10 protein-coding genes are annotated in these 11,911 nt (G+C 40.9%); 7 read left to right on the top strand and 3 right to left on the bottom strand.

The window, feature by feature from the left end; translation table 11 throughout:
- Nucleotides 1-9 precede the first annotated feature (9 nt).
- Nucleotides 10-723: a ribonuclease PH gene (gene rph, locus ACOB80_RS08980; RefSeq protein WP_473165482.1), complete on the bottom strand. Its 714-nt coding sequence runs from the start codon at nt 721-723 to the stop codon at nt 10-12.
- 198 nt (nt 724-921) lie between these two features.
- Between rph and ACOB80_RS08975 the strand changes: the two genes are divergently transcribed.
- The 4 genes from ACOB80_RS08975 (at nt 922) to ACOB80_RS08960 (ending at nt 5,093) form a co-directional block, all read left to right on the top strand.
- Complete coding sequence (locus ACOB80_RS08975; RefSeq protein ID WP_473165481.1) at nt 922-1,986, top strand: cytochrome-c peroxidase; 1,065 nt, start codon at nt 922-924, stop codon at nt 1,984-1,986.
- A gap of 121 nt (nt 1,987-2,107) precedes the next feature.
- Complete coding sequence (locus ACOB80_RS08970) at nt 2,108-2,653, top strand: thioredoxin family protein (protein WP_473165480.1); 546 nt, start codon at nt 2,108-2,110, stop codon at nt 2,651-2,653.
- Entirely contained in the window at nt 2,650-3,384 is a 735-nt protein-coding gene (locus tag ACOB80_RS08965) for a gluconate 2-dehydrogenase subunit 3 family protein (RefSeq protein ID WP_473165479.1), read from the top strand. Before ACOB80_RS08970 ends, ACOB80_RS08965 begins: the two co-directional genes overlap by 4 nt.
- Nucleotides 3,381-5,093 carry a GMC family oxidoreductase gene (locus tag ACOB80_RS08960; RefSeq protein WP_473165478.1) on the top strand — a complete coding sequence of 571 codons (1,713 nt, stop codon included), beginning with the start codon at nt 3,381-3,383 and terminating at the stop codon, nt 5,091-5,093. Before ACOB80_RS08965 ends, ACOB80_RS08960 begins: the two co-directional genes overlap by 4 nt.
- Before the next feature lie 108 nt (nt 5,094-5,201).
- Here the strand turns inward: ACOB80_RS08960 and ACOB80_RS08955 are convergent, their stop codons facing one another.
- The gene (locus ACOB80_RS08955; RefSeq protein ID WP_473165477.1) at nt 5,202-6,644 is read right to left on the bottom strand and encodes a YfcC family protein; all 1,443 of its coding nucleotides are present in this window, start codon (nt 6,642-6,644) and stop codon (nt 5,202-5,204) included.
- 225 nt (nt 6,645-6,869) lie between these two features.
- On the opposite strand from ACOB80_RS08955, the gene ACOB80_RS08950 reads away from it, so the two are divergent.
- Complete coding sequence (locus tag ACOB80_RS08950; protein WP_473165476.1) at nt 6,870-7,733, top strand: YicC/YloC family endoribonuclease; 864 nt, start codon at nt 6,870-6,872, stop codon at nt 7,731-7,733.
- A gap of 87 nt (nt 7,734-7,820) precedes the next feature.
- Here the strand turns inward: ACOB80_RS08950 and ACOB80_RS08945 are convergent, their stop codons facing one another.
- Nucleotides 7,821-9,143, bottom strand: coding sequence for a DNA cytosine methyltransferase (locus ACOB80_RS08945; RefSeq protein WP_473165475.1), 1,323 nt, complete (start codon nt 9,141-9,143; stop codon nt 7,821-7,823).
- A gap of 79 nt (nt 9,144-9,222) precedes the next feature.
- Here ACOB80_RS08945 and ACOB80_RS08940 point away from each other — a divergent pair, with 79 nt between their 5' ends.
- Nucleotides 9,223-10,671 carry an McrB family protein gene (locus ACOB80_RS08940; RefSeq protein ID WP_473165474.1) on the top strand — a complete coding sequence of 483 codons (1,449 nt, stop codon included), beginning with the start codon at nt 9,223-9,225 and terminating at the stop codon, nt 10,669-10,671.
- Nucleotides 10,671-11,909: an LlaJI family restriction endonuclease gene (locus ACOB80_RS08935; RefSeq protein WP_473165473.1), complete on the top strand. Its 1,239-nt coding sequence runs from the start codon at nt 10,671-10,673 to the stop codon at nt 11,907-11,909. The genes ACOB80_RS08940 and ACOB80_RS08935 overlap by 1 nt, the downstream gene beginning before the upstream one ends.
- Nucleotides 11,910-11,911 lie beyond the last annotated feature (2 nt).

Raw genomic sequence — 11,911 nt, 5'->3', positions numbered from 1 at the left:
GAATCCTTATTAACTTAATGCGCTTTTCTGAGCGTCGAATAATTCGTTAATGGCATTTTTTGCTAACACTAACATTTCTTGCATCTCGTCGAAGCTAAATGGCGCTTCTTCAGCCGTGCCTTGTACTTCGATAAGTTTACCTGTGTCGGTCATGACCACGTTCATATCAGTGTCGGCGGCAGAATCTTCAGGGTAGTCTAAATCTGCTACTGGCTCACCGTTATATACACCCACTGAAATGGCTGCAATCATGTGCTTTAACGGGTTTACTGAAATAATATCTTTAGCGCGCATCATGTTTAATGCATCAACTAATGCTACGCAGGCACCTGTGATTGATGCGGTACGTGTGCCGCCATCAGCTTGGATAACGTCACAGTCGATAGTAATGGTATTTTCACCAAGGGCTTTTAAATCTACTGCAGCACGAAGTGAACGTGCAATTAAGCGAGAAATTTCTAGCGTACGGCCACTTTGCTTACCGCTTGCCGCTTCACGACGCATACGAGTGTGAGTAGAACGTGGCAACATACCGTATTCTGCCGTGATCCAACCTTTACCTTCACCTTTCAAAAAGCGCGGTACACCTTCTTCTACAGATGCCGTACAAATAACTTTGGTATCGCCAAACTCGATTAATACTGAGCCTTCAGCGTGGGCGGTAAATTGACGGGTAATGGTAACCGGACGAATTTGTCCTGGCGTTCTGCCGCTTGGTCGCATAGTGGAAATTTCCTTGGGTCTAAAATTTGCCGCTAATTATATCTGCTTGTTAGTCATTTTTACACCGAAGAATTGAGGCGAATGGCGAGATAGTTGATTTAAATTTTGCTGTTACAGCTTGCTACATTCGATGGACATTTCTTTGACATTGGTCTTGCTACCATGCGCCCATTAATCGTTATAGCTTAAGGTTTTGTCATGAAAAAAATCGGCGCATTGATATTCGTGTCTGTTTCTCTCATCGGTTGCTCTGATAACGGCGGGGGAGATGTTTCCCCTAGGGATTACAGTGCAACCTTCTCTTCTTTACCTAATGAAGTTCCCCATCCACAAGATAACCCGTATTCACAGGAGAAAGAGCGCTTAGGTGAATTTCTTTTTTGGGACCCTGTTTTGTCTGGTGGTGAAAACGTTGCTTGTGCGACTTGCCACCACCCTGATTTTGGCTGGGCTGATGGTAGAGAGTTTTCTATTGGCGTTGATGGTATTGGATTAGGCCCTGATAGATATGGCTCTATAGTAACCCCTATACATTCGCCAACCATTGCCAATACCGCGTTTACCGGAATAGATGTAAATACGGATATAGCTACTTTTACCGCTGGCCCTTATTTTTGGGATTTACGCGCTGATTCACTTGAGGCTCAGAGCTTAGGCCCTATTGCCAATGCGATTGAAATGCGTGGAGAAGAGTACTCTGAAGAAGAGATATTTAGCGTGATTGAACAGCGATTGGCTTTTTATCCAGAATACCAAGCGCTTTTTGCTGAAGCGTTTCCTGAATCTGAAGCCATTACTATGGATTTAGTCGCTAAAGCCTTAGCCACTTATCAACGCACTATTAATGGCACTAACAGTCGATTCGATCAGTTTATGAGTGGCAATACTGCGGTATTTTCTGACGAAGAAGTAGCTGGGCTGAACACCTTTATTGATGCTGGCTGTGCGCGTTGTCACAAGGGGCCATTACTTTCTGATAATTTGATTCATCACGACCAACCTATCTTAGAAAATAGGGCTGCCGTTAGAACGCCAAGTTTACGTAATATCGCTGCAACTGCTCCATATATGCACACCGGTGAGCGCGATACATTACGAAGTGCCATTTCTATTTACGAAGATCGTGGTGACTTAGAAGTAAACCTAGGGGAAGATGCATTTGGCCGAGTTGAAGCCTTTTTACGGACATTAACCACACCTAATGAACCTAAAGAAATTCCTGATTATGTGCCAAGTGGTTTACCTGTCGGAGGCGACTTATAAGGAATTACCCGCTACACTGAAGCTAATAATCATTCACGACTTACATTTGCGTAGGTCGTGAAAGTTTGTATTAAAAGACAGGGTCTTATAGTGCAGATGTACATGACTGGAAGTTCAGTGAATGCGGATAGCGACAATATATTTTTCTTTTTTACTTTTTGTTTTATTTAGCGTTGAAATCAAGGCTGATAGCAAAGCACTTGCCAAAACCCTTAAACACGAATTGCCGGCATACAGCGTCATTTATGATGATAAACGCGATCCCTTCAAAGATGCCACCAACGCTATTGCGTTAGCGCGCGACACTGGCCGTAATATTATTATTGAAATTGGCGGTAATTGGTGTGTTTGGTGTCAAAAAATGGATGTGTTTTTAGAGAAAAACCCTGATATTTATCAAGCACTGCACAATAATTACGTGTTGTTAAAAATTAACGTTAGCGACACTAACGAAAACGAAGCCTTCATGAAGTCTTTGCCTCCAGTGTTAGGTTATCCCCATATCTATGTTTCAACGGGCGCTGGCAAAATGTTACTGTCTAAAGATACTGGAGAATTTCTCGATAATGACGGTGAGCATTCACGTAATGCTTGGCTAACCTTTATTGAGAAATGGCATTTTAATAACAATGCGAAAAATATCGAAAAAGTAGAGGCCAGTGAATGAGCGACTTTATCCGTGATTATCAGCAAATACCTAAATGGTTAGAGAAAAAGCTTCATCGCAGAAAGGTATTAAAAGCTGCCGCTGGCGCGGCAGCCGTTGCTATGTCGCCAGTATGGGCAGTTGCGTCAGAGCAAAGCGCAGAACGTTTTAAAAAAGCGCTAGAAGGTGACGACTGGTCATCTTTAGATGCCTTATTAAACCATTTGCTACCAAGCTCAGATTCTGGCCCAGGCGCGAAAGAGCTTCAAGCGAGTTATTACCTTTATTTATTGGTAAATGAACAACCCACACCTCAGCCTGAAAAAGATTTCATTTTTCGCGGCTTAGGCTGGTTAGAAGGGTATACGCAAAAACGCCATCAAAAGCCGTTTCATCAGCTAAACACTGAGCAAAAACAGGCGACTTTAACTGGTATTAATCGTTCACAAGCGGGCCAAAATTGGCTCAATATGCTGATCATGAATATTTACGAAGCTATGCTGGCACCGCCTTCTTACGGTGGTAATCCTGATGGTATTGGCTGGAAATGGTTAAATCATCCGATGGGCTTTCCTTTGCCACCTAAAGGAAAACGTTATTTTGAACTACCTGCTCGTACAACATACGGCGGCAATACAGAGCAAAGCAAAACGGCCTACATTCAAGAGTTAAACAAAAGTGCTGGTGACCGAATAGGTGAAATTAAGCAGGTACAAGACAAGCAGATACAAGTTAAGCAGGTGAAAGCATGAAGGTAGATATTTGCGTAATTGGCAGTGGCGCAGGGGCATCACCGGTAGCTTACACAATGGCAAAAGCTGGCGCGAAAGTGATAGTGCTGGAAAAAGGGCCTTGGTTAACAGAGAAAGATTTCTATAAAGACGAGTTAGCAGCTAATTATCGCGATAGCTACAATCCAAAGCTTGAGGATGAGCAGCACGTTATCGAAGATTGGCATGAAGATGATGACGGTAAACGTCATTGGACAAAAGAAGCCACATCAGATTCTGGTTGGACATTCTGGAACGGTAATGTCGTAGGTGGCTCATCAAATTTTATGAGTGGCTATTTTCATCGATTAAAACCTGTCGATTTTGCCCTTCGTTCAACCTTTGGCGAGATTAAAGGTGCCAATGTTGTTGACTGGCCGATTAGCTACGACGAACTAGAACCTTATTATGCACAAGTAGAGCGTGAAGTAGGTGTTTCTGGTAAAGTCGTTAAACACCCTCACCTAGAGCCCCGCTCTAGCGATTTTCCATATCCGCCACTGGTGGATCACCCTGTTGCAAGCTGGATTGATAAAGCAGCTAAAGAGATAAACTATCATGCGATACCTGTGCCTAGAGCGATATTGTCTACGCCAGATAAAGGTCGTCGCAGCTGTGAATATTCAGGCTATTGCAGTCGTTATGGTTGTTCATCAGGCGCTAAAGGAAGCGGCAGAGCAGCCTTGTTAAACGACGCTGTTGCCACAGGTAATTTAACCATAGTGGCTAATGCTAAAGCGTATCACCTTGAAAGCGACAATAACGGCAAGGTAACCAAAGCACATTATTATGATGGACAAGGCCGCAAAAAATTCATTGAGGCAGACACTTTTGTGGTGGCATGTCAGGCAGTAGAAACCTGTCGACTATTATTGCAATCTAAGAGTGATTATTTCCCCAATGGCCTTGCCAATAACCAAGGACAAGTGGGTAAGAACCTACTCTTTAGTGGTGGTGGTACAGGAAGAGGTGATTTCTTCTTTGACGATTTAACGAAAGAGCAAGAACAAGCACTTCGTTCCGACGGGCCATTCTTAAACCGCGCGCTTCAAGACTGGTACCAGATAGACGATAAAGATTTTACTGGCGCAAACAAAAACGGCAGAGCCAAAGGCGGCACGGTAGACTTTCTCTTTTATCGCAACCCAATATCTAAAGCTTCAGACAGTCATTGGAACGATGACGGTGAACTTGTTTGGGGTGAAGAGTTAAAAGCGAATTTATACAAAGAATTTAATAGCTATAAAACGCTGCGCTTTGAAGTATTTAACGACTGGCTACCTACAGACGATTGCTTTGTTAGCCTTGATGATGAAGTGACTGATAGATGGGGCGATCCAGTTGCTAAGATCCGCATCGGTGCTCACGAACAAGACTTAGAAGTAGGGCAATACATCGCTGATAAAACGGCAAAACTACTCGAAGCTATGGGCGCTAAAAATGTGTCTACGTCAGTAAGTAGTGCACCTGCCTCTAATTTAATGGCGGGCGGCTGTCGCTTTGGTGACGACCCTAGAACATCAGTGTTAAACAAGTATTGCCAAGCACATGAATCGAACAACTTGTTTGTAACAGACGGCGCCTTTATGCCAACAGGCGGTAGTGTTCCTTACACCTTCACCATTTACGCGAATGCTTTTCGAGTGGCCGATCATATAAAAGCACGTTGGCAGGCTGAACAGAAAGCCTAAATTAGACTTTTTAAACTAGGATATATTAATAATCCTGAGCATTAAAAAAGCCGCTAGTTTTATGATTAACTAGCGGCTTTTTTGAATCTATTTATAAGCTAACGGCGTTTAACTTTCTTGTTCTACCTGTTGAATAGAAGCAGCATCTACAACCTTAGGTTGAACATCTGCGCCGTAATCAAAGGTTACTGCAAGTACTAATACAATAGCTGCCGCCAACATTAACTTACCTAGTAATGGTAAACAGAATCTGAACCAAGTGTGGTAAGGAACACCCGCCATACCGATAATACCCATAAGCACGGCATTGGTAGGAATAATCATGTTAGAGAAGCCGTCACCAAACTGGTAAGCAAGTACCGCGATTTGACGGTTAACACCGATAATGTCGCCTACTGGCGCCATCAATGGCATAGTTACGTATGCTTGACCACTACCTGATGGGATAAATAGGTTCAATAATGTTTGCATAACAAACATACCAACAGATGCTAGCTCAGCACTTAAGTGTGAAAGCGGCATCGACATACCGTGAACTAACGTATGAAGAATTTGACCGTCTTCCATAATTAACGCGATACCACGAGCAACACCAACAAGAACACCTGTCATCGCAAGGTCTTTGACACCCTCGATAAACTCGTCTGCTGCGCGATCAGCACCAATCTTACCTACGATAGTTGTGAAAATACCCCAACAGATAAAGGCAGCACCTAATTCATATAAGTACCAACCCTGCTGAGAGATACCCCAAACCGCTGTCGCGATTGTGGCGACTAGTCCGAATAGAATTAACTGATGACGTTTGTTTAATTTAGGGTAGTTAGCATCTTCTGCATTCGCTAACGGGCAAGGTAGGCCGTAAGTTAAAGACGCTTTCGGGTCTGCATGAACTTTCTTTGCATAGCTCCATACGTGGTGCACACCAATTAATACAAACGGTAGGAAGATCGCTAAACGCACTTCAATACCAGAGTAGACAGGAATGTCGGCAACTTTTTGCGCAACCATTACTGTAAAAGGGTTAAAGGCTGAAACACCGTAACCGATACCGTAACCTGAAATGACCATGCCGACAGCGGTTAGTGCATCTAAGCGCATTGCTTTACACAAGCCCACTAAGATAAGGACAAACGGAATATATTCACCTGCAGTACCAATCGCGCCAGAGGCCATGGCAAAACAGAAAATAACCATGAAAATTAGCATGTTTGGCTTTTCACCAAAGCGCTCAAGTAAGCGGCCAATTAACGCATCAACGGTACCTGTAGCGCGGGCAATTGCTAATACACCACCAACGATAAAGACGAAGAAAATAACGTCTTGCGCTGCAGCAAATGCACGAGGAATGGCGACTAAAAAGTCCATTGGCGATAAACGCGTTTGCTCTTCAGCAAGGGCGTAAGTGCCAGGTACAACGGCTTGACGGCCATTGTCTAAAGTAACTGTTTCGAAAAAACCTTGTGGGACAATCCAAGTTGCGATGTAAGCAACTAGCATCATGCCTAATAACAAGATAAGGGTATGGGGTACTTTGAATCCTTCTTTCACAATTATTCTTATTTATTATTAAAAATTTCACGCATTGTACTAAAAAGCGAAGTTGAAGAGCAATTGAAGAATGAAGAAATTGTATACAATTTTTATAAAGCTATTGAAAATAGGTTAAATTTTAATTGCTGGATTCAGTAAGAAATGAGCAAGTTAGCTAATTGGTGGTGACTCAGGCATAATCCCCCTACCTCATTCTTATAAAACTAGTTAATAGGAAAGATTATGATCCACAGTATGACCGCATTTGCCCGCTTTGAAGTGAAAAAAGACTGGGGCAATGCTATTTGGGAAATTCGCAGCGTAAACCAACGCTTTTTAGAAAACTACTTCCGCTTACCTGAGCAATTTCGTGGCTTAGAGCCAGTACTTCGCGAACGTTTTCGCAAAGCCCTAGCGCGCGGCAAAGTTGAATGTGCACTGCGCTTTAACCCTAACCCTTCTGCCAAAGGCAAGCTGTCGTTAAACAAAGAATTAGCTGAGCAACTACTTGCACACGCTGGCTGGATTAACGAACAAACGTTAAATAGCCAAGTAAACCCAGTTGAAATTATGCGCTGGCCTGGCGTAATGGAAACGGAAGAAGCAGATTTAGATGCGATTCAAACAGATTTACTTGCAGGTTTTGACCAAGCATTAAAAGACTTCATTGCTGCTCGTGCAAGCGAAGGCGCTAACATGAAGGCACTTATCGAACAGCGCTTAGACGCTATTTGCCAACAAGCCGATATCGTAAGCGGTAAAATGCCAGAAGTGGCACAATGGCAACGCGATAAAATCATCGAAAAATTCAAAGACGCTAACCTTGAACTAGACAATCAACGCGTAGAACAAGAGCTAGTAATACTTGCCCAAAAAATGGATGTAGACGAAGAAATCGACCGTTTATATTCACACGTAAAAGAAACTAAAGGCATCTTGAAAAAAGGAGGCCCACAAGGCCGCCGTTTAGACTTCATGATGCAAGAATTTAACCGCGAAGCGAACACCCTAGGCTCAAAATCTATCAATGCTGAAATCACCAATGCAGCCGTTGAATTGAAAGTGTTAATTGAGCAAATGCGCGAGCAGATCCAGAATATTGAGTAGTGTTTATAGGGATTATTTGCTATGAATCGTAATCAAATAATTACATTGTTCTCCTAAGAACGTTCTCTATTCAAAGAGCTATAGTTATTAAGCTATAGCTCTTAGTTGCTTATTTTCAGCTGCTGAATCGGCTTTAACCATTGTCTTTCTCATCTGTTTAGCTACAGCGTCGATGACTTTAGTACAAACTGAATTGCCAAACTGCTTATATATTTGTCCATGGGACACTGCATCGACGATGAAGTCTTTAGGAAAACCTTGAAGATTTGCGCATTCTCTTGGAGTTAATTTTCGAGGATTTTTACCTAAGTCAGATTGGTCTATCAGGATTTCTGACCCATCTTTGTAGTAGCGAGCACTGATAGTATTTGTGTATTCACTGTCTTGATTATAAAGGGTATAACCAAATCCATTTCCTTTAGTTTTATGCTCTGCTTTGCGTCTTTGATGCCCCTGCCACAGCTTGTCTGAAATAGTGTATTTATCGTCTTCATCAGACAAAGAGCTTAGATCCTCTAAAATATCACCAACTCGTGTAGCTTCCATTGTAGGAGTTGGCCAGTCAAAAAGCTTCTCAATATCAAAGTCTTCACCATAGTAATCTTTATCAAAACCAACGATGAAAATTCTTTCTCTATTTTGAGGAATTCCAAAATCTGCAGCGCGTAATACTTTATAGGAAACTGCATAATTTAATTTGTCGGTTAAAGCATGTCTTGCATCTTCACTCATTGGTACATTATCAAGAATAGGCTCTTCATTGTTGCCTTGAAGTATATTCAAGATAGTCTGCAGAGTACGCCCCTTATCGTGCCCTTTAAGTTGTTTTACGTTTTCTAGTAAAAAAGCCTTAGGTCGCTTCTCTACTAATATTCTCTGAATTTCAAAGAACATGGTGCCCCTAGTGTCATTGAAGCCCTGTTTAAGTCCTGCTTGGCTAAAAGCCTGACAAGGAAATCCACCTAGTAATACATCGTGTTCAGGAATACTTGAAGCTTTGATCTGCGTAATATCACCGTTGGGCATTTCTCCAAAGTTTGTTAGATAAGTCTTTTGTGCAAACTTATCCCACTCCGAAGTAAACACACATCGACCTCCCAAACTTTGAAATGGAATTCTTATACCACCAATTCCAGCAAATAAATCTATGAATCGAAACTCAGGGTTGGGATCATTCTGGTAAAAAGGTGCTTTTTCTTTTGCTGAATTTAATTCATCTTCTAAAGCTAAAATTAACTCTACTTTTTTGGCTGTTGGATTATGCTCTCCAGTCTCCCAGCCCCTAACTGTTCTTTCGCCTTGGTTGCCTAAGCCTAGTAGGTTAGCAAACTCAGTTCTTCCTAAACCTAGGTTCTCACGTATACTTTTGATTTCATTCTGATTAATATTAGAAGTATTTTTTTTATTCATGTCCATGGTCAACTTATCCGGTTTTGGTCCTGGATAATTTATCACTGTATGGATGAACAGGCAATAGGAATTTAACAAAATGTCGAATAACACACGGATTGATCTATTTACGGAAGCCTGTCAAGGCCTGAATAGTGCAATGAGAATTCAATATAGAAATGTTAGCCCATCATTTGAATTTTCTAATACGGGAAGGCGAGGGATTAAATATTTCTCCATAACTTTAATCGAACTATTGGCTACTTTGCACGACATTAAAAACAACATCGAAAGATATGAAGCAGCCAATGAATATGTTGAAGAAATAATGAGAGATTTATTCTCTGATACAATTACAACAGGGACAGTTAATGCCCTATCTACAGTGCAGACTTTACCGTTGTTTAGTCTAATTAATAAAGTCATACACACGGCAAATCAGCTAGATACTGAGTTTAATGATAGAACCTTAAATATTAGCGATGAGTATATTGACACAGCAATATCGTATATCGAGTCACAAATTCCTGACAATGAATCTTATTTAGCAAGTATTTCAAATAAACAGAGTTCATCTAATACCTTAGGCGAAAATGTTATTTTTTACGGAGCACCGGGAGTTGGTAAAAGCTATAAGATTAAACAACTGTGTAACTTAGACAACTCCATAAGAACTGTTTTCCACCCTGATTCTCAATATAGTGATTTTACAGGGTGTCTTAAGCCAACTATGTCTGAAGGTGATGTTGTTTACGAATTCAGACCGGGTCCATTAACCTTAGCATTAATAAAAGCATCATCAACGGAAGAGATGATATATCTAGTTATCGAAGAGATTAACCGAGCTTCAGCGGCAGCTGTATTTGGCGAGTTATTTCAACTCTTAGACAGGGATGAGGACGGAAAAAGTGAATATGAGGTAACGCTCTCTGATCCCGATATGATTGCATATTTAAATGAAAAGGCTCCTGATTTATTAGAAGGCAATAATCTAAGAATTCCTAACAACCTTTCTCTTTATGCAACGATGAATAGCAGTGATCAGGCAGTGATGCCTATGGATACAGCCTTTAAAAGGCGCTGGAAGTTTGAGTATGTGCCAATTGATTTTTCAAATTGCCCTATAGGGAGTATTGATATTCCTATAGGCGACAACAAATTTACAGAAAGCTCATGGAAAGACTTAGCTGAGTCTATTAATGACATACTTGAAATCGAAGATATTCCTGAAGATCGACTATTGGGACCTTGGTTCTTGAATGAGAGTGAGCTTCAATCCAAAGAACATAGCTCAAAAGCACTTAAAGGGAAGTTTTTACTTTATCTTTGGGACGATGTTTTAAGGCATGGAGATAAAGGGCTTATTTTTTCTGGTGGCATAAGTACTTACGGCAGTCTAATGAAAAGCTTTAAAGAAGGTGAAAAAATATTCAACGGAGATTTAGAAGCATTACTTTTGAAGAAAGCCTCTTTACTAAAAGAAATAGAAACGAATAACCCTGAAGCAACTGAAACTCAACTTGAATTAGTTAATCCTGAGGAAACCTAATGGACTGGGAAGTTGAATACTTTCATGACCGGTGTGTATTAAGAGATATCCCGACTTCTATCGCGGATGTTTTAAAGCAAAATGGTCTTGTCACCCAATCTGGTGATAAAGTTTCATTTTGCGGCTTGATATCCTCTGGCAAGCGCTTTGCGGTGTTTAATCCACGCAAAACAAAGATGACTCTTCCTAAGTGCAAAGTTTCGACATTTCTTTTTAAAGCTTTGAGAAAGTATGACAAAGAGTTTTCTTCAATAATTAAAAGTGATAGTGATATCTTCGGGCTGATAGGAGGACAAAAGATATCGCTTATTTATAGTCTAATTGAAGACTATAGGAATTATGGAATTTATAGCCAAAGGAATGTTCAGAAAAGGTTTAATTCAGGGAAACCTGACTGGCCGAGAACAATAGCGAAATTCCAACCGCTTTTGTCGAAAAATGGACCTGTATATTGCGATTATGTCGGTGTTAAAAAGAAAGCCTGTGTGGATTCTGAGATTTCAAGAATACATGCTTACATCATTAAGTATCTTGATTCGTTATTTGGGCCAATATTCTTTGGTGAAAGGTCATACAGAGAAGATGGCTTATTAAAGCCCTCCAGTTCTTCACCAGAGCTTTTTAAATCCATAATTAAAAAAGAACTAAGGAACGTTTATTCTGACAGAGATATTCGACTGTTAAAGTTGCTATTAAAGGCCGTTGATAGCGGGGTATGGGAAAATTCAGAGAATATCGTATTGGGAACTCGCAGTTTCCATACTGTTTGGGAGCATATGCTCAAAAAAGTAATCTCAGGTACTGTTGAATTGAACGATAAGCTACCGTTTCCAATTTACAAAGATATTACTGGAAAATCTTTTCCTGCAAAACGAAACAGTCAAAAGACAGATATTGTTGTAGAGAATGCAGACAAGAACTTATATGCTATTGTTGATGCAAAATACTATGACGCGGCAGATTTAAGTAGTTCTCCAAGGTGGCACGACCTCGTTAAGCAGTTTTTCTATGAAAAAGCTATTTCATCCATATATCCCGATAGCACCATCAAAAATTATTTCGTTTTTCCGGGGACTGAACAAGTCTTTAGTAACGCGTATATGGCTGACAGAGATACCTATAATAGGGTCGAAGAATATGCCGAGATCGAATGTTTGTATGTAGACCCTTTGGAGGTTACGCAAGCATATGCCAAAGGTATTAAACTTATAGAACTAAGTATTAAACTAAATACCTGAAT

This window comes from Thalassotalea coralli (assembly GCF_055786205.1).
This window is presented reverse-complemented; position numbering and strand designations above follow the sequence as displayed.